Source organism: Enterococcus hulanensis, assembly GCF_005405485.1.
In the GTDB taxonomy this organism is placed as follows: Bacteria; Bacillota; Bacilli; order Lactobacillales; family Enterococcaceae; genus Enterococcus_A; species Enterococcus_A hulanensis.
This window is the reverse complement of the sequence record NZ_BJED01000001.1, coordinates 490,276-508,488: the sequence shown is the minus strand read 5'-3', so window position 1 is coordinate 508,488 and position 18,213 is coordinate 490,276. Positions and strand designations below refer to the sequence as shown.

Below are 18,213 nucleotides of genomic sequence, written 5' to 3'. Positions count from 1 at the left end.
GAAAAAACTCACAGATTGGCTTGTCTGCAAATTCTATAATCCTAATTTATATGTGCAATCATCTTTGTCTAAAATCCTCATTTCTCTGATGACTAATTGATTTTTATTATTGAAATGCCCTTTTACTGACATCGTATATTTGTTATCTGGCAGCTGCATTATTTGTCTACTCAAAATTTCCCTCTCAACAAGGCAGTTAACAGATTCCATGGCAGAAATCAACGTAAATCTAAGGATAAGGGGTCTTTCTTTAATCACTTTGATTTTGTTCAGACGTCCAATAAATCTATCCATATAATCACCTCAGGTGTAGTATAGCATAGGTAGAATATGAAGACTAAAGAGGGGCAAAAAAGGGGCAAAAAAGTCTAACTAGTTTGTTCTAGCCCGATAATTTATTAACAAGAAATTGTTATCAAACGTTGATATAAAGCGATTCTGAACCAGAACGAAGAAGTGATAAAACAGCTATAATAAAAGACGCTGTAAAATAGCAAGCAATTACCCGCTCATAATGAGCGGGTTTTTTTTTGTTTTCGGGTGGAAAATCCATAAAAATATCTAAAAAAAAGTTTGTGAATTCAAAATTTCTTGTATCTTTTGAAGAAAAAGAGTATATGTTTAAACAGTGAAAATTTTGGAGGAGACACATGTTTAATTTTCTGCCACATTCAATTTTGCAAATGAGTGCGATCTTTTTATCGATTGTCATCGAAGCAATTCCATTTGTTTTATTAGGTTGTATTATTTCCGGAGCGTTGCAAGTTTTTCTAACACCGGAACGTGTAAAAAAAATTTTACCTAGAAATAAATTTTTGGCCATCCTTGTCGGTTCCTTTTTAGGTTTCTTTTTCCCATCGTGTGAATGCGGTATCGTGCCGATCGTTACACAGTTCATGCGTAAAGGGGTACCGGAGCACACCGCGTTTGCGTTTATGGTGACGGCTCCCATTATCAACCCCATCGTATTGTTTTCAACCTACATCGCCTTTGGCAATAGTCTGAAGTTTGCTTTACTAAGAGCGCTGGGCAGTTTCATCGTCGCTTTGATCATTGGGTCATGGATCGCGTATTTCAATCGTTCACCGATCATGAAATCAGAGCTGCATCACCATGAAGACCATCACCACGAGGCAGCGGACAAGCCATCTTTTGGCGGGAAAGTTTGGTCGGTCTTAGTTCACGGTATCGATGAATTTTTTGACACGGGGCGCTATTTGATTATCGGTGCGTTGATTGCCAGTGGGATGCAGGTCTTCTTGCCTACGCAATTTATGATGCAGCTGACTTCTTCGAAAATCATCGGTATTTTAGTGATGCTGGTCTTAGCCTTTACGATGTCTCTTTGCTCAGAAGCAGATGCTTTTGTCGGTTCCTCTTTATTAAGTTTGTTTGGAACTAACGCGATCGTGGCTTTTCTCGTTTTTGGACCGATGGTGGATATCAAAAACTTGATGATGATGAAGCGCAGCTTTCATGGAAAGTTTATTCTGCAATTGATTGCGTTGATCAGTGTGATCGTTACGATCTATGCGTTAGTGATTTAGGAAGAAGGGGGAAGATCAATGATACGTTTTCTAATTTTATCAGGCTATTTCGAATTAATGATGTACCTGCAGGTTTCTGGAAAATTGGATCAATACATTAATGTGCATTATCGCTACCTGATTTTTCTGACGATGTTTTTGTCCTTGCTGTTAGCCCTTGTTCAGTTGAAAATCTGGGCCGGTAGTGAAAAACAGCAGGAGCATGCGCATCATGATGGACACGATCATGGACTGACGAAGCCTTATCAACGAGCGATCGCCTATCTATTGCTGGTGTTGCCTTTAGTTGTGGGGACACTGTTTCCCACGATCAGCTTAGATACGACGATAGTTGAAGCGAAGGGATTCAGTTTTCCTGTCAGCAAGGAATCGGTGGGCGATCCTGAGATGAACACCCAGTATTTGAAGCCGGATACCAGCATTTATTACAATAAAAGTGACTATAACGATCAAATGGCGCAGCTGATGAAAAAATATGAAGCCGACCAAAAATTGGAGGTCACCGACGAAAATTACTTAGAGGTGATGGAATTAATCTATAACTATCCTAATTCCTTTGTCGGCAAAAAGATTTCCTTCAATGGATTCGTGTATGAAGCCAATAAGAATAATCGGAAATATGATTTTCTATTCCGCTTCGGGATCATTCACTGTGTCGCGGATTCAGGCGTGTTTGGTTTAATGACCAAATTGCCGGATAATATGACAGTGAAGAATAGTCAGTGGCTACATGTCGAAGGGACAATCACGTTAGATTTCTTTGAACCCTTTGATCGTCAAATCCCATCAGTCGAGGTCACTAGCGCGCAAACGGTTGATGCGCCAAAAAATCAATATGTCTATCGAGCATTTTAATAATAGAGTCTTCTGTCATTCAGGAGACTCTTTTTTTCTGGCGAAAGCTTTATCCCAAGATAGTTGGCGAAAGGCGATAATTTTCTAGTATAATAAAAAGAAAAAGTAGAAGGAACTATAATGACAAATAAAATTTTTCTAGTAGAAGATGATGCGACGATCGTTTCGGTAATCCAGCAGCATTTAACGCAGTGGGGGCTGGACTGCACTGTCGCAACTGATTTCCAGCATGTCTTTGATGATTATCAAAAAGCGCAGCCGGATTTAGTAATTCTGGATATTTCCTTACCCTATTTTAACGGCTTTTATTGGTGTCAGGAGATTCGAAAGGTTTCTGAAGTACCGATCATTTTTCTGTCCTCGGCCAAGGATCAAATGAATCAGGTGATGGCTTTGAATATGGGGGCGGATGAATTTATCGAGAAGCCCTTTGAGCTGACCATCTTATTGGCGAAAATTCAGGCATTATTGCGGCGCAGTTATCAATACGGACAGCAGCTGTCTTATGCTTTTGGCGAGTATCAGTTTGTACCGGCGATTAATCAGATTCAATCACCAACTGATCACTTGCCGTTAACACCAAATGAATCGCGGATTTTAAGTGTTCTATTTGCGACACAAGGGCAAATTGTTCCGCGGGAGCAGATTATCGAGACGCTTTGGCAAAGCGATGATTTTATTGATAATAATACATTGGCAGTCAACCTGACCCGCTTGCGCAAAAAGCTGAAGGATTTTGGAATCGATGGTCTGATTCAAACGGTCAAAAACAAGGGTTATTTAATAGAGGGAAAAAGATGAAATTAGTAAAAAGTTTTCTTTATGAACGACGAATTATCTATGGGATGTATCTAGTTTTTTGGGGTCTGATTTTTTTGACCTTTTACCTTTATGAGTTTAGTTTCGCGCCCTTTTTTGATGGTTGGTTGTTTACGGCGTTCGTGTTGGTAGTCTATTCACTCGTGTCCTTTTATCGCTCGTTTCGCAAACAGAAACAATTGGAGCTGTTAGCGACCAAGGATTTACAATTAAGCAATTTAGTTTTCCTGCCGAAAGCAGCGACTTTGAGTGAACAGACCTATCAGAAGGTATTGCGGCTAGTTTTAGAAAATAAAAATCAGGAGCAGGAAGAGCTGCAGCAAAAACAACGAGCGATGCTGGATGATTTCGGCTTATGGCTGCATCAAATCAAAACACCGGTGGCGGCATTAGACCTCTTGATCCAATCAGGACAGCTAGATCCGCGGACAATGAAGAATGAAGTCTTCAAAATCAATGAATACCTGCAAATGATCTTAAATTATATGCGCCAAAATCTAGATCAGGCAGATTTGGTTTTTCAACAATTATCGATAGAAAAGATCATAAAATCAGTCGTAAAAAAATATGCGACCTTTTTCTCCCAAAAGGATTTAAGCTTGCAGCTGGGAAATCTCGAAGGGCGAGTCTATTCCGATCAAAAATGGCTGATTTTTATTTTAGAGCAGGTCATATTTAACGCGATCAAATATACGGAAAACGGCACGATCAGTATTTCTTTTTCTGACAATCAGTTAACGATCCAAGATACCGGAATAGGGATTCGATCAGAAGATTTGCCGCGGGTTTTTGAAAAAGGCTACACTGGTATAAATGGCAGAGAGCAGCAAAGAGCGAGCGGACTTGGGCTGTATCTCAGTCAAGAGGCCGCCGAAAAATTAGGCTGCCGCCTTTATATTGAGTCACAGGTAAAAAAGGGGACGACGGTCACAATCGTCTTTCCAGAAGAAATTTCCGCTTTTGAATAAATCCAAACTTTCATAATTGTAAGTTTGGATTTATTTTCGTAAGTAGTGTTTTTACAGGCAAGATTCTATGATGAAGTAGAGGAATTAACTAGACGTATTTTGGTTAGTGACCGACTACTTCAAAAGAATTAGGGGGAATGCAGAATGAATGAACTATTAAAAGTTGAAAGCGTCAAAAAAGTTTATCAAACTCAATTCAAAGGAATGCCTGTAGAAGCATTGCGCAATATTGATCTATCAGTTGATAAGGGTGACTATGTAGCGATCATGGGAGAATCAGGTTCAGGCAAAAGTACCCTGCTGAATTTGATCGCGACCTTAGACAAACCATCTGCGGGAACGATTTTACTAGATGGGATGGATCTGAATACTATCAAGGAGAAAAACGCTGCCGCTTTTCGGCGCGATCATCTAGGTTTTGTCTTTCAGGATTTCAACTTATTAGATACTTTTTCCGTGAAGGACAATATTTTACTTCCGTTGGTTTTATCGCAAACGCCGGTCAAACAATTGATGAACGAGCTTAAACCAGTTGTAAAGGCGTTAGGCATTGAAAAACTATTGGAAAAATATCCTTATGAACTATCCGGCGGTCAAAAACAACGGGTGGCTGTGGCAAGAGCGATCATTACCAATCCGGACCTGCTATTGGCTGATGAGCCGACGGGCGCTTTAGATTCAAAAACCTCGGAACAGCTGCTGCAAATTTTTCAACGCTTGAATCACAATGGACAGACGATTTTAATGGTGACTCATAGTTCGATCGCAGCCAGCCATGCGCGCCGCGTACTTTTTATCAAGGATGGTCAAGTGTATCATCAGCTATATCGTGGGAACAAGGATAACTATGAGTTTCTGGAAACGATCAACGAGACATTGACGGCCTTGCTTTCAAAGGAGGCGTAGCAGAATGTTCTATGGAAAACTAGCCTTTACCAACTTAAGAAAAAATCATCGCGGCTATTTGCCGTTTCTGATCTCGATGCTGTTTTTAGTGGCGATTAATACGATGACCCAGATTATTGTGAATAATGATGGGATGCGTTCTTTACCCGGCGGCGGTTCCGCGAGTGCAATGTTTGGCTTAGGGCACATCATTATTATAATTTTTACTGTGATCTTCTCTTTTTATACGAATAGTTTCTTGTTGAAGCAGCGAAAGAAAGAACTGGGCCTTTACAATATCTTAGGACTAGGCAAACGCGAGCTTTATCAGCTATTAGTCTGGGAATCTTTGTTTAGTTTTTTAATCGTGATTGTCAGCGGCTTGATTACAGGCTTAGTTTTATCGAAATTAGCCTTTCTAGTGTTGCATCGCATGATCGGGGTTGGAGCTGATTTTGTTTTTAAAATCATGCCTGAAAGTTTAGGCTTCGTTACAATGCTGTTTGCGGCGATCTTCTTCTTACTGTTTTTGATCAATTGTTTGCAGATTAAGCGAACAAATCCGATCACACTTTTACAAGGCGGCAAAAAAGGGGAGCAGGAACCAAAAGCACGATGGCTGTTAGCGATCATAGGTTTAGTCTGTATAGTTAGTGCGTATTGGATTGCTGTGACGATCGAATCGCCATTGAACGCCTTGAACTTGTTCTTCGTGGCTGTCGTTTTAGTAATTTTCGGTACCTATTTCTTATTTACTGCTGGAAGCATTGCCTTGTTAAAGCTGCTAAAAAGAAATCAGCGCTTTTATTACAAAACGAACCATTTCATTTCCGTCTCAAGCATGATGTATCGAATGAAGCAAAATGCGGCTGGACTAGCCAGTATCTGTATTCTATCAACGATGGTGTTAGTTACTGTAGCGACTACGACAAGTCTTTATCTCGGCAAGAAGGATGTTGAGGAGTCGCGTTATTCACGAGATATTGCGATTAAAACCAACATTCAGCCTGAGCAAGTAAAAAAAATCATCAGCAAGGTCAGCGCTGAAAAGCAGGTGCCAATCAAAGACCAAGTCTATTTGACAACGACACAAAGTATTATGTTTTCTCCAAAGGCTGACTCTTATAAATATATGGACTTGAATGGTTACTATAGTGCGGGATCTTCTACTGCTGTTATGATGCTTTTTATGACAGCAAAGGAATACGAAAAACAAACGAAGGAAAAGCCGAAATTGAATGAAGATGAGATCTACTTCTATCCAGTCAGCGGCGATCATAAATCAGATCAATTAAAATTTAAAAATCAAAGTTTCAAAATCAAAAAACGAATCAATGATTTTCCTGGAATCAATCAACAAGTTGAATTAACTGATTCCTTTGTGGTAGTCATGGCAAATCAAAATGTTATTGATCGCTGTTTGAATAGCTGGATTTCAAAAGACGCTGATACTAAGGATCGACTTCCTAAGTATAATTTTCTATTCAATATTGAGGTGAGGGGAGAAAAGAAACAGATCGAATTTGCTCAGACATTGCGAAACGAGCTGCAGCAGGGATTAGGTGAAGGACAGTATAGTTTTGATGATAAAGCAACCTTTGTCTCCGAAAATCGCTTGATTACTGCGGGCTTTATGTTCTTAGGAATTATCTTTGGGGCGACATTCATTTTGGCTACGGCCTTGATTATTTACTACAAGCAAATCTCTGAAGGGATGGATGATCGTGAACGGTTTGAAATCTTGCAGAAGGTGGGAATGGGGCACAAAGAGGTAAAAAAGACGATTCGCAGTCAAGTATTAATGGTGTTTTCTTTCCCGCTGCTAATCGCAGTTATCCATTTAGCCTTTGCTTTTCCAATCATTCGGAAACTGCTCGTTTTGTTTGGTCTGGTAAATTGGCAGTTGTTCTTGCTGATTTGCGGGATCGTTACAATTGTTTTTGCGATTCTCTACTTTATCGTCTATCGCTTGACCGCCCGCAGCTATTATCAATTAGTTGAGCGGAAGAGCTAAAAAAAGCATTGGTCATTGCGACCAATGCTTTTTTGCTATAACAAATAGGTTCGATCAAAGGTAATGCTTAGTTTAGCTGGTTCGCTTTGGGTAATGAAACGGCTGCTGATTTGGTCCTGCAGCTGCGAATTTGTGATTTTCTTTAAATCTTCTGGAACTACTAAGTCAAAATGGATCGTTTCTGGTGTGGTCGTTTTATCTACCCGCAAATCATGAAACCGCAGCTGTTGATGAATGTCTTTCAAAATTTTCTTTAATTCAGGAGCGATTCGTTTAAAGTCAGGATCATCGATTGGGTAAGGATCGAGGTGGCAAACAAGGTCGACTCCCAAATTTTGTTTTACATCATATTCGATAGTATCGATCACCTCATGTGCGTGAGGCAGACTCCAGTCTTGGTTCACTTCAATATGAACAGAAGCAAAAACACTATTGGGTCCATAGCTGTGGATCAGCAAATCATGATAGCCGATGATATCTGGGTAGTTATCCAAGTGCTTGCGAATCGCCAAAACTTCTTCGTCACGAGGACGAACCCCCATCAAATCGTTAATAAAGCCCATGATCATTTTGATCCCTGAATAAATAATATATAGAGCAATCAAAAATCCGATATAGCCATCAATACGCCAGCCGCTGAGCCATTCGATGATCGCAGAAATCAGAACGGCGATGGTAGTATAGACATCATTGATGCTATCTTGGGCGGTAGCCTTTAAGGTATCGGAGTTAATTTCACGTCCCAATCTGCGATACATATAAGATTGCCAAAACTTCATTAAAATCGACAGGCTCAAAACAATATAAACAATTGGAGAAAGCAGCACACTGCTTGGATGCAGTATCTTAACAAAAGAACTATCTAAAAAGCGAAATCCGACATAGGTCACCAAAATGGAAATGACGAAGCCGCTGATATATTCAAAGCGTTCATGTCCATAGGGGTGATCTTCATCGGCTGGTTTGCCGGCAATCTTAAAACCGACGAGAGTAATAAAAGAAGAGGCGGTATCAGATAAGTTGTTCATCGCGTCCGCCATGATCGAGACACTTCCTGAAAGCGAGCCAATAAAAAATTTGGCAAGGAAGAGTATCAGGTTTGAGATCAAACCTAAGATTCCTGCCAAAATTCCAACACTGGTTCGTTTATTTCCCTTCCAACGCTCTGTAATTTTATTTATCAAAAATGTCAGCATAAAACAATCATCCTTATCATTCAATTACTACTAGTATAACTGAAATCCTAGACAATAAGAAGTCAAATCCACTGTTCGAAAAAGAGGTAAACTTTAAATAGATAAAGTTTACCGAAAACCCTAAGATCTATTTCGAGATTTTTTAATAGAAAATTTGCGGATATCTCAGCCATTTAAAATGAAAACACTTTATAATAAATGATAAGAGATTCAATAATGGAGGTATGATCATGGAAAATCAGGTAGATATAACATTATGGAAAATTCAAACGAGCAATGTCGTCACCGCATTAGAAGATTTCATCGAAGACTGGAAAGTATCCCATAATAGTGATCTAGATGAATACCTGCGCAGCTATCCGGGGTATTTCAAAAGTGATGAGCCTACCCGTGAGGCGATTCGCCTTGTACTGGGCTACGCGAAAGAGCTGATGGATGGGAAACGAGACAGTGTTGGTTTTTATGAAAATAAAATTTGGCGCACAGAAAATGGTGAGAGTGTCCGCATGACACATTTCCATGAACGATCAATTTCAAAACTGATGGAAAAAATTGTAAAAGAGAAAGTTTAGTGGACAACGAGCCTAAATAGTCAGCTATTTAGGCTCGTTGCATTTTTATTATATAGAAGTGTTCAAATGGTATGTAATCTTGGATTATCAGTTAATCACAGATAATCCAAGATTATTTTAATTTTTTGCGTATGTTTATCTATAAAAAATGTTTATTTTAAAGAATAAATTCATCCCATTTTTCTAATATTATATTAAATAAATTGTTTTCCCGCTGAGAGGGAGACAAAATGTTTTTTGGAAAAATATTTTTTGTTTTTTAGTTTTATTTAAGAGAGAACGTTGATTTATCAATGTTTTGGAAAGGAAAATTAATTTTAAATCTAATTAAACTTTTTTTCTTTTCTGATAATTTTGAAGATTTTATGAACAATGGCTAACTCCTTAGACATACTTTTAAATTAATGATATTATAGTAAGTAATTAAGGAAAATAATTATATATGGAAATATATTTACTTTAGAAATGAGGAATAGAAGTGAAGTATAGTAAGATAGTTAGTTTATTAGCTTTAGGAACTTTATTTGGCCCGACTCTTTTAGCTTCACAACAGGTTTTTGCCGAAGAAAGTGGAACAGTTGCTAGTGACTCTACTGCGAACTCATCAAGTCAACAATCAACCGATAGTTCAACTTTAGAAAGTACAGGAGGGTCTGAGACACCCGCACCAACACCTGAACCCGAACCAGCTAAACAATACAATTTATTAGCAAATGGAAATCCTTTCGCCAATAATACTTTCAGCGATGCAAATGGTGCTCAAATCAGTTTCCAATATGCATCAGATAATGGCTTAGTAGCGAACATAGATGTTAACTACACAGTGACATTGCCTGAGAAGGTTAAATTGAAAGAGGTCAAAGTCATCAATACGGCGACACAGGCACCGATTATATCCAGTGGTAAAGGTAATGGTGTATTTAAGATGCCGGAAGCAGATGTTTCGATTCAGCTAGAGACGGTAAAAGAAGAAACATCAACACCTTCTAAACCGACACCAACGCCAAAACCTGAGGAAAAACCTGGCGGTAATACTGGTAACAGCAATAATGGTAATAAAGATAAACCTGCTGGCAATTCCAATAACCAAACGGCTCAAAAACCTGCGGTAAATACACCATCAGCGATTCAAGAGCAGCCAGCTGCCGCTCGTCAGCCTGAAGGAGCAGCTGCGGATGTTCGTGTGCCGTCAAATCAAGCTGCACCAACATTCAGTAATGAAGTTCAAACGGCGATCGTACAAGAGGCTTACCGTCATCTTGGCAAACCGTATGTTTGGGGAGCAAAAGGACCGAACGCTTTTGACTGTTCAGGCCTAGCTTACGTGGTTTATGCGAATGCAACCGGGCATAACATCGGCGGATGGACAGGTGATCAGCAATATGCGGGAACTCAAATCCCTGTCAGCGAAGCTCAGCCTGGTGACTTATTATTCTGGGGTGCGCCAACGAGTGTAACGACACACGTTGCAATCTATATTGGCAATGGCCAATACATCCATGCACCACAACCGGGTGATGTGGTTAAGATCGGCAGTATCGGGGCTTTCACACCAACCTTCGCGGTTCGGGTGAACATCGCCGGTTTACCAAAAGCAACCGGTTCATTATCGAATGCCTTTGGTGAATACAGCACGAATTCACCGTTCATTTTTAATAAAAATCAAACGACCGATCAATTCGTCAAGAAAATCGGTGAAATTTCTCGTGAAATCGGACAGAAGAATGGCATTTATTCTTCAGTAATGATCGCTCAGGCGATTTTGGAAAGTGGATCAGGAAATAGTGCATTAGCCAGCGAACCAAACTACAATTTGTTTGGGATCAAAGGAAAATATAAAGATCAAGGTGTGACTTTCCAAACCTTGGAACAGGATAATGTTGGCGCAAGCTTCCAAATCAGTGCTGAGTTTAGAAAATATCCTTCCTATAAAGAATCGTTAGAGGATTACGCAAAATTGATCAAAAAAGGCATCTCAGGCAATGCTGACTTCTACAAAGAAACGTGGAAAGATCAGACCGAATCATACACAGATGCAACCAAACATTTACAAGGACGTTACGCGACAGATAAACAATACGCAGAAAAATTGAATGCGATCATCAAAGCTTATGATTTAACAGAGTTCGATCATGCGAAAGAAGCAAAAGAGAAAACGACCGGACCTGAAATCAAAGCAACAGAAAAAACGGTGACTGTTAATGATGAGATTCAATCAAAATTGATTGCAAGCATCATCAATAATCCGCGGGTTCCGCAAGTGATGTCAACGAAGCACTTTGTCAATCTTTTCCGCGGCGACAGCTTGATCGCTTTAGCAGCGACTGCTTTACCTGCGAAGAAGACGGTGAATGAAACCATTCCAACAACTGCTTCAATTTATGTCACATTAAGCAATGGTCTGTTGGCGATTATTCCTCCAATGAAATAGCAACTGAACAAGCCAAAGCTGCTAGGTGAAAACTTGGCAGCTTTTTTCTCTTTAAAAAAAGGCTAAACTATGTGAAAATGGAATCGTATTCTTTTTATCAGGACTTGATTTGTTAGCAAGTGAGGAAAAGAAGGATTTCACAAACTCTGAGATTTTGTGAAATTTCGAGGGAAATTGGAAAAAATTCAAAATGAGCTGAAATAGGGTTGATTTTGTTTTTTTAAAACGGGAGAGATGACAATGAAACGAAAACAGGACAGCTTGATAACGAAACAACGTTTGTTGGAAACCGCGTTTCAAAATTTCTATGAAGTAGGATTTGAAAATACTTCTTTAGACAAAATATCAAAAGATGCAAATGTGAGCCGTGGTGCTGCATATTGGCATTTTAAAAATAAGTCAGAGATCTTCGGTGAGGTCGTGCGCATGACGATCGAGAAAATCAAGGCCGAAAAACGCGAAATCATGCTTAGCGAGGAGCTGAGCTTTGAGGAAAAAGTCGTGCGGATACTGGTTGTTCCATCAAAAAACCAAACGGGCTTCAAGTTTATGCAGCAATCGCTAAAAACGCTGGAGGTCTATCCCGAGTTTACAGAGCTGCTAGAAAATTTTCGCGAAACACGCGCTCGCTTATATGATTTTTTTCTAGAGGGCTTGAGAAAAGAAGGGCTAAATGAGAATGACGCTTCTGCTGTTTCTAGTATGCTATACAATTATTTCGAGGGTATGTATGGTTCGGGAACCCCCGATGAGGTGACAAAAAATTACACGCCGGAAGCAATCGGCCGCAGTATTTCGATTATTTTTAGAAACGTTTAAAAAAAAGAAGAACTTGTTCGCATCAGCATTTTGCGAACAAGTTCTTTTTTTCACTTAATTGACAGCGCTTTCATAACGTGAGTATATTGGAGCTGTAAGATACATACACGGATGTATGTAAAAATGAAAGGGGCTTAAGAAAATGGCAATTGAACAAATGGTAGAACGGGCACGTGTCGCAATGGAGGAAATCAGTGGCTATGATCAGGCGCAAGTAGATAAGATGCTTTATACGATTTCAAAAGCAGTTTTTGAACAAGCCGAACCGTTAGCGAAGTTAGCGATCGAAGAAACTCGTTTGGGACGTTTGGATCACAAGATCGGTAAAAACCAAGGCATGGCAACTAATATTTTTGCTAGTTTAAAGGATAAGCCATCTGTAGGTGTCATTAAAGAAATTCCTGAAGAAGGCTTGATTGAGATCGCCCATCCAAGAGGTGTGATCGGATCAGTAACGCCAACTACAAATCCAACGATCACCCCGTTAGGTAATGGCTTAATGGCATTGAAGGGCAGAAATGCGATGATCGTTTCACCGCATCCCCGCTCGAAGAAAACGACTAAGGAAACAATTGAACTGATGCGAGAAGCACTTGTTAGTGTGGGAGCGCCCCGGGATTTATTGCAAGTCATTGAAGAGCCAAGTATTGAATTGTCACAGGAATTAATGAGATCAGTCGACTTGATCGTAGCTACCGGAGGTCCAGGCTTGGTGAAATCGGCTTATTCAAGCGGACATCCAGCTTATGGCGTAGGACCGGGAAATGTGCAGGCGATTTTGGATCGTGATTTTGATGTGGAAGCCGCTGCAGAATTATCTGTGATTGGTCGTTCCTTTGATAATGGGATCGTATGTGCCTGCCAGCAAAGCTTATTCTACCCAGTAGAAAAAGAAGCGGAAGTTCTTGAAGCTTTACGAGGGAAACAAGCAGCAGTCATTACCGATGAAGCGGATTTGGCTAAATTGCGCGACACACTCTTTATTGAAGGAAAAGCCAATCCAGACATGATCGGACAAGATCCAAAAGTGATCGCTGATGCAGCTGGTGTGGAAATTCCGGCAGATAGCCAGATTATCGCTGTGAAAGTTGAGGCAGTCGGCAAGGAAGAATTGTTCTGCAAGGAAAAAATGGCACCAGTTCTAGCGTTGAAGAGCTACGATAAATTTGAAGAGGCTGTTGCTTTTGCCCGTGAAAATCTATTGTTGGAAGGCGCGGGACATTCGGCTGGCTTGTTCAGTCATACGAAAGAGCATCAAATTTATGCAGGAGAAGTGCTGCCAGTCAGCCGCGTAGTCATTAATCAGCCAACCATTGACGCAGGCGGATCGCCAGCAAACGGATTGAATCCAACTGTTTCACTTGGCTGCGGCTCTTGGGGCAATAATATTATTTCGGAAAACTTGACCTATACCCATTTAATCAATATCTCGCGGGTTGCAATGCCGATTCCGCCAAAACATGATGGGCATCCATGGGATTAGGTGAGCGGCATGCAAAAATTTGATGAATTACTCGCCAATTTTGCTAGTGAACAAAAAATTCGCATCGGAGTCGTTTGTGCCAATGATGAGGTTACGATCCAATCGGTTTTTAACGAAAAGGTTCGAGAGTATTTAGAACCGATCTTGATTGGTGACGAGACGAGAATAAACGAAATTTTAACAGAGCATCATTTTTCTGCCCGAATAGTTTCCGCAGATACTGAGGAAAAGTGTGCTGCTATCGGCGTGGAAATGGTTCGCAAAAATGAGATCGACTTTTTAATGAAGGGGCACATCCAAACACGAACCTTCTTAAAAGCCGTAGTGGATCGTGAAAAAGGCATCGCTACCAGCGGTTTACTGAGCCATGTCGCATTAAATGAAATTCCCGCTTATCATAAGTTACTGCTGACGACCGATGGCGGAATGGTCACAGCGCCAAGCAAAGCGGACAAGAAAATTTTGATTCAGCATGGGATCGAAGTCATGAACAAAATCGGGGTCAAAAAACCAAAAGTTGGTTTATTGGCAGCGGCGGAGAAGGTCAATCCTAAGATTTCCTCAAGTGTGGAAGCGAAAGAAATCATGTTGGAAATGCAAGAGGAAGCACCAGACAGCTGCTACATTGATGGACCGATCTCGTTAGATCTTTCGTTAAGCAAAGAAGTAGCGGCGATCAAACATTATGAAAGTCCCGTTGCAGGTGACGCAGATATCGTGGTAGGGCCAGACATTACCACGATGAATGTTCTAGGAAAAAGCTTGACGATTTTGGCCGGTGCGAAGATGGCTGGCTTGATCATGGGCGCCAGTGTACCGATCGTTATGGTGTCGCGTGGTTCGACGGAAGAGGAAAAAGCCTATTCGATTTTAGTCGCTATGTATTGCAGCAAGAGGTGAGAGCAGATGAAAATTTTAGCAATTAATCCCGGATCAACATCCACCAAGGTTTCCTATTATGTGGATGGAGAGATCGTCAAGGAACAGGGGATCTCTCATTCGACAGAGGAATTACGAAAATTTCAAAACGTCGTTGATCAAATGGAATTTCGGCGAGACATCTTATTAGCCTTTATGGAAAAGGAAGGGATCAATCCCAAGGAATTAGACGCTGTGGCTGGTCGCGGCGGAAGTTTGCCGCCGGTGACTTCTGGCGCTTATGAAGTCAATGATGAGATGATCGATTATTTGAAGAACGTGACGCAAATCGAGCATCCCTCCAATTTAGGAGCGATTTTGGCCAATGAGATCAAAGAACAGGGCAGTGAAAAAACGATCGCCTTGATTTATGATCCGGTGTCAGTGGACGAATTTGAAGAGGTGGCTCGTATTTCAGGCTTGAAGGGAATCGAACGAAAAAGTATTGGTCATGCCTTGAACATGCGGGCGGTGGCAATGAAGGTTGCAAGGGAAGAAGGCTTTGACTATCAAAAAGCCACACTGATCGTGGCTCACTTAGGCGGAGGAAATACCATCAGCATTCATCATCAGGGGAAAATGATCGATTTGATCTCAGACGATGAAGGGCCGTTTTCAACTGAGCGGACAGGCGGTTTGCCGTTGAAATATTTGATGCCGCTGTGCTATGAGCATTCGTTGAAGGAAATGCTGCGGATCTACAAACGTGAAGGCGGCTTGAAGTCTTATGCAGGAACAAGTGATGCACGAAAAATCGAAGAACGGATTCTGGCAGGCGATGAGGAATTGAAAACAGTCTATGACGGTTACATTTATCAAATCGCCAAGGGAATCGGCAGTTTAGCAACAGTGACCAATGGCGCAGTGGATCGAATTGCCTTAACCGGCGGTGTTGCATATTCGGAAATGGTTGTCTCAGAGCTGAAGAAAAAAGTCGGCTTTATCGCGCCGATTATTGCCGTACCAGGCGAGCACGAGATGATCGCTTTATCAAAAGGAGCAGAACGCGTGATCTTAGGGGAAGAAGAACTGAAACAATTTCATTATCACTAACGATAAATAGTTAAAAAAATAGTTCAAATTGGGAAAGGAGTAACACGAATGAAAATCAAAGCAGCATTGGTAAAGGAAAAAGGAGCACCATATGAAATCACCGAGTTGGAATTAGCAGAGGTCGGATCAAAAGATGTCCTAGTAAAAATCGTAGCGTCAGGCTTATGCCGATCAGATTATGGCGAAAGAAACGGCAACAGCATCAACTTCCCGAATGTTTTAGGACATGAAGGTGCGGGGATCGTTGAAAAAGTCGGAAATGCAGTAACCTCAGTTGAACCTGGCGATCATGTGATTTTATCTTATGCTTACTGTGGAGAATGTAAACATTGCGTGGAAGGTCATCCATCTTCATGTGAAAAATGGTTCACTGTCAATAATTTAGGAAAAAATCCGCAGGGAGAATTCATTTTGCATACGGAGGATGGTACGGACGTCAATAACTTCTTTAACCAATCTTCTTTCTCAACCTATAGTTTGACGGAAGAATCGAACGTTGTAAAAGTCGATAAGGACGTTGATTTACGCTTGCTGGGACCATTAGGCTGCGGACTTGGAACCGGAAGCGGCGCAGTCTTGAGCGTATTGCAGCCAAGAGTTGGAGAAGGCATCGCTATTTTCGGAACTGGTGCGGTAGGCTTCTCTGCGGTAATGGCAGCGAAAATCGCCGGCTGTTATCCAATTGTAGCGATCGATATCAATGATCAGCGGTTAGCAAAAGCAAAAGAATTAGGTGCTAGCCACATCTTCAATAGTAAGGAAGAAGATCCTGAAGCATTCATCAAGGAATTAACGGATGGCAGAGGGTTAGATTATGTAATTGATTCAACCGGTGTCGGACCAGTGATGACTAAGGCCCTTCATTCTGTCAGCAACTCTGGGACCTTCGTGCCGTTAGCAGTGACGCAGAAAAACTTTGAAGTGAATACCTTCTTTGACTTAGTATTCGGAAATAAAAAGGTGCGGGGTGTTCTGATCGGGGATACGATCGCTAAATATCATTTACCGAACCTGATCGAGTTCTACAAACGCGGCGAATTCCCATTCGATCAATTTGTTAAATACTATGATTTCGAAAACATCAATCAGGCGGAAGCGGATTCCATTAGTGGTGAGGTTATCAAGGCAGTTGTGGTAATGGACAAAGAGTATCAGCCACCCAAATGATAGGAGGGGGACAAAATGAAAAAAGGGGACATTGTTTGGGGTCTTCTGCTAGCGGGATTACTGGTACTCTTTGTGATACCTGCGACTAGAGATCCAATATTAGCGGCAAGCGGTGCCCACCCCTATATCGGCGGCTTTATCCAATTTGCGATTTTAGCCACGATGGGCGATCTTTTTGGCAAACGTATCGCAGCTGGTGAATATCAGTTTTCATCGCAAGTCTTTTTACGAGCAATCGTTTGGGGCATTATCGGTTGTATGGTGACATTAGTCTTCCCAGTCTTTATGGGCGGTGCCGGTCTGGCGCAAGCAGGGAAGCTGCTGCCGTTTGCCGGAGTGTCTGTTGCGCAGGCCTTTTGTGGAAGCAGCATCATGAATCTGACCTTTGCGCCAGCGATGAATACCTTTCATCGAATCATGGAGCTGTGGATCGAAACATCGGCAGCTAAGGAGCCGGTGAGCTTGAAGGGGTTGATCGGCAAAATTGATTGGACAGCCTTTGTTACCTTTAATTGGCTGAAAGTCGGGATTTGTTTCTGGATTCCGGTTCACACGATCGTCTTTCTCTTACCGGAGAATGTTCGCGTAGTAGTAGCGGCCTTCAGTTCGATCGCTTTAGGAATCATTCTTTCCTTTGCTTCGAAAAAGGGCAGCAGTTCAGCTGAAATGACTGAAAAAGAAGTCGTTTAATCAGTAAAATCAAAAACAGCCTTTGTCTAGTTAGTGGACAAAGGCTGTTTGTTTTATTGGATTTTATCTAAGATCAATTGGGCACAGTCGATCTGGTTAGGGATATTGCCGTCTTCATCTTTGACGCGCCAAATATCCGGAGTGATTTCATCAACCACATACATTTTCCCGTCAGCATCATAACCAATTTCAATTTTAAAATCGATTAAGGTCAAGTTCATTTCGGCTAAAGCATCTTTAAGGACGGTGCCGACTTTGGTCAAAATGTCTAGGGCTTCATCGTATTGACCGGGTTTTAAAATACCTTTCATTTGGCACAAACGATCGGTAATCAAAGGATCGCCTTGCTCATCGTCTTTCAACGTTACTTCCAAATAAGGCGGGTCGAATGGCAGACCTTCTGGCAAGGTAAAGCGGCGGCACATACTGCCGGCTGTGAAATAACGCAAAACAAATTCCAAATTCGGTACTGTCAATTGGCGCACCTTCATGACACCTTTTTCGATATCCGCGTCTAAATAGTGAGTAGGGATGTCATTTTTTTCCATCAGCTCAAAAAAGTATTTGGAAACAGTCAAGCCGACCTTTCCTTTACCTGCGACACTGCCGCCGACTGTGTTGGAGCCTGGGTCAAAGACGCCATCTTCACCGGTTGCGCTGTCTTTGAACAATAAGTAGACTTCCTTATTTTCTTCATCTAGTAAGACTGTTTTTGTTTTGCCATCGTACAATTCTTTCATGTTTTCCCGCCTTCTCTGAAATATCCAGTGTTTTCAAAAATGATAACATTAGATAT

Annotated in this window: 17 protein-coding genes; 14 read left to right on the top strand and 3 right to left on the bottom strand. The window is 41.2% G+C overall.

The window, feature by feature from the left end; genetic code table 11:
• Positions 1-33 precede the first annotated feature (33 nt).
• A complete protein-coding gene (locus tag FFR60_RS22885; RefSeq protein ID WP_249354932.1) occupies positions 34-174 on the bottom strand; it encodes a hypothetical protein in 141 nt (46 codons plus the stop codon).
• A 476-nt stretch (positions 175-650) separates the two neighbouring features.
• On the opposite strand from FFR60_RS22885, the gene FFR60_RS02325 reads away from it, so the two are divergent.
• The 6 genes from FFR60_RS02325 (at position 651) to FFR60_RS02300 (ending at position 7,088) form a co-directional block, all read left to right on the top strand.
• Positions 651-1,547 carry a permease gene (locus FFR60_RS02325; RefSeq protein WP_137662835.1) on the top strand — a complete coding sequence of 299 codons (897 nt, stop codon included), beginning with the start codon at positions 651-653 and terminating at the stop codon, positions 1,545-1,547.
• A gap of 18 nt (positions 1,548-1,565) precedes the next feature.
• The gene (locus FFR60_RS02320; RefSeq protein ID WP_137662834.1) at positions 1,566-2,402 is read left to right on the top strand and encodes a TIGR03943 family putative permease subunit; all 837 of its coding nucleotides are present in this window, start codon (positions 1,566-1,568) and stop codon (positions 2,400-2,402) included.
• Positions 2,403-2,522: 120 nt separating this feature from the next.
• Positions 2,523-3,203 carry a response regulator transcription factor gene (locus FFR60_RS02315; protein ID WP_137662833.1) on the top strand — a complete coding sequence of 227 codons (681 nt, stop codon included), beginning with the start codon at positions 2,523-2,525 and terminating at the stop codon, positions 3,201-3,203.
• Entirely contained in the window at positions 3,200-4,189 is a 990-nt protein-coding gene (locus FFR60_RS02310) for a sensor histidine kinase (RefSeq protein WP_137662832.1), read from the top strand. Before FFR60_RS02315 ends, FFR60_RS02310 begins: the two co-directional genes overlap by 4 nt.
• Positions 4,190-4,333: 144 nt before the next feature.
• Positions 4,334-5,095, top strand: a complete 762-nt coding sequence (locus FFR60_RS02305) for an ABC transporter ATP-binding protein (RefSeq protein WP_088935157.1) — start codon at positions 4,334-4,336, stop codon at positions 5,093-5,095.
• Between the two features lie 4 nt (positions 5,096-5,099).
• Positions 5,100-7,088: an ABC transporter permease gene (locus FFR60_RS02300; protein ID WP_137662831.1), complete on the top strand. Its 1,989-nt coding sequence runs from the start codon at positions 5,100-5,102 to the stop codon at positions 7,086-7,088.
• A gap of 35 nt (positions 7,089-7,123) precedes the next feature.
• On the opposite strand, the gene FFR60_RS02295 is transcribed toward FFR60_RS02300, so the two are convergent.
• Positions 7,124-8,284: a cation diffusion facilitator family transporter gene (locus FFR60_RS02295; RefSeq protein WP_088935155.1), complete on the bottom strand. Its 1,161-nt coding sequence runs from the start codon at positions 8,282-8,284 to the stop codon at positions 7,124-7,126.
• Between the two features lie 230 nt (positions 8,285-8,514).
• Between FFR60_RS02295 and FFR60_RS02290 the strand changes: the two genes are divergently transcribed.
• The 8 genes from FFR60_RS02290 to FFR60_RS02255 all read left to right on the top strand — a co-directional run bounded on the left by FFR60_RS02290 (position 8,515) and on the right by FFR60_RS02255 (position 17,417).
• Positions 8,515-8,856 carry a DMT family transporter gene (locus FFR60_RS02290; protein WP_137662830.1) on the top strand — a complete coding sequence of 114 codons (342 nt, stop codon included), beginning with the start codon at positions 8,515-8,517 and terminating at the stop codon, positions 8,854-8,856.
• Positions 8,857-9,334: 478 nt separating this feature from the next.
• Positions 9,335-11,287, top strand: coding sequence for a glucosaminidase domain-containing protein (locus tag FFR60_RS02285; RefSeq protein ID WP_137662829.1), 1,953 nt, complete (start codon positions 9,335-9,337; stop codon positions 11,285-11,287).
• 240 nt (positions 11,288-11,527) lie between these two features.
• Positions 11,528-12,106, top strand: coding sequence for a TetR/AcrR family transcriptional regulator (locus tag FFR60_RS02280; RefSeq protein WP_137662828.1), 579 nt, complete (start codon positions 11,528-11,530; stop codon positions 12,104-12,106).
• A gap of 142 nt (positions 12,107-12,248) precedes the next feature.
• The gene (locus FFR60_RS02275) at positions 12,249-13,589 is read left to right on the top strand and encodes an aldehyde dehydrogenase family protein (RefSeq protein ID WP_137662827.1); all 1,341 of its coding nucleotides are present in this window, start codon (positions 12,249-12,251) and stop codon (positions 13,587-13,589) included.
• A gap of 9 nt (positions 13,590-13,598) precedes the next feature.
• Positions 13,599-14,489 (top strand): phosphate acyltransferase, encoded by an 891-nt coding sequence (locus FFR60_RS02270; RefSeq protein ID WP_137662826.1) that lies wholly within the window; start codon positions 13,599-13,601, stop codon positions 14,487-14,489.
• Positions 14,490-14,495: 6 nt separating this feature from the next.
• On the top strand, positions 14,496-15,560 hold the full coding sequence (gene buk, locus FFR60_RS02265; protein WP_137662825.1) for a butyrate kinase: 1,065 nt from the start codon (positions 14,496-14,498) through the stop codon (positions 15,558-15,560).
• Between the two features lie 48 nt (positions 15,561-15,608).
• The gene (locus tag FFR60_RS02260) at positions 15,609-16,727 is read left to right on the top strand and encodes an NAD(P)-dependent alcohol dehydrogenase (RefSeq protein WP_137662824.1); all 1,119 of its coding nucleotides are present in this window, start codon (positions 15,609-15,611) and stop codon (positions 16,725-16,727) included.
• 15 nt (positions 16,728-16,742) lie between these two features.
• Positions 16,743-17,417 (top strand): Mpv17/PMP22 family protein, encoded by a 675-nt coding sequence (locus FFR60_RS02255; protein WP_088935149.1) that lies wholly within the window; start codon positions 16,743-16,745, stop codon positions 17,415-17,417.
• Between the two features lie 53 nt (positions 17,418-17,470).
• On the opposite strand, the gene FFR60_RS02250 is transcribed toward FFR60_RS02255, so the two are convergent.
• Positions 17,471-18,157, bottom strand: a complete 687-nt coding sequence (locus FFR60_RS02250; RefSeq protein ID WP_137662823.1) for a phosphoribosylaminoimidazolesuccinocarboxamide synthase — start codon at positions 18,155-18,157, stop codon at positions 17,471-17,473.
• Between the last annotated feature and the right edge of the window lie 56 nt (positions 18,158-18,213).

Excerpts from the sequence above, each read along its gene's own strand:
- FFR60_RS02325 (WP_137662835.1), top strand. The coding sequence starts at position 651 with ATGTTTAATTTTCTGCCACATTCAATTTTGCAAATGAGTGCGATCTTT.
- FFR60_RS02320 (WP_137662834.1), top strand. The coding sequence starts at position 1,566 with ATGATACGTTTTCTAATTTTATCAGGCTATTTCGAATTAATGATGTAC.
- FFR60_RS02315 (WP_137662833.1), top strand. The coding sequence starts at position 2,523 with ATGACAAATAAAATTTTTCTAGTAGAAGATGATGCGACGATCGTTTCG.
- FFR60_RS02310 (WP_137662832.1), top strand. The coding sequence starts at position 3,200 with ATGAAATTAGTAAAAAGTTTTCTTTATGAACGACGAATTATCTATGGG.
- FFR60_RS02305 (WP_088935157.1), top strand. The coding sequence starts at position 4,334 with ATGAATGAACTATTAAAAGTTGAAAGCGTCAAAAAAGTTTATCAAACT.
- FFR60_RS02300 (WP_137662831.1), top strand. The coding sequence starts at position 5,100 with ATGTTCTATGGAAAACTAGCCTTTACCAACTTAAGAAAAAATCATCGC.
- FFR60_RS02295 (WP_088935155.1), bottom strand. The coding sequence starts at position 8,284 with ATGCTGACATTTTTGATAAATAAAATTACAGAGCGTTGGAAGGGAAAT.
- FFR60_RS02290 (WP_137662830.1), top strand. The coding sequence starts at position 8,515 with ATGGAAAATCAGGTAGATATAACATTATGGAAAATTCAAACGAGCAAT.
- FFR60_RS02280 (WP_137662828.1), top strand. The coding sequence starts at position 11,528 with ATGAAACGAAAACAGGACAGCTTGATAACGAAACAACGTTTGTTGGAA.
- FFR60_RS02275 (WP_137662827.1), top strand. The coding sequence starts at position 12,249 with ATGGCAATTGAACAAATGGTAGAACGGGCACGTGTCGCAATGGAGGAA.
- FFR60_RS02270 (WP_137662826.1), top strand. The coding sequence starts at position 13,599 with ATGCAAAAATTTGATGAATTACTCGCCAATTTTGCTAGTGAACAAAAA.
- buk (WP_137662825.1), top strand. The coding sequence starts at position 14,496 with ATGAAAATTTTAGCAATTAATCCCGGATCAACATCCACCAAGGTTTCC.
- FFR60_RS02260 (WP_137662824.1), top strand. The coding sequence starts at position 15,609 with ATGAAAATCAAAGCAGCATTGGTAAAGGAAAAAGGAGCACCATATGAA.
- FFR60_RS02255 (WP_088935149.1), top strand. The coding sequence starts at position 16,743 with ATGAAAAAAGGGGACATTGTTTGGGGTCTTCTGCTAGCGGGATTACTG.
- FFR60_RS02250 (WP_137662823.1), bottom strand. The coding sequence starts at position 18,157 with ATGAAAGAATTGTACGATGGCAAAACAAAAACAGTCTTACTAGATGAA.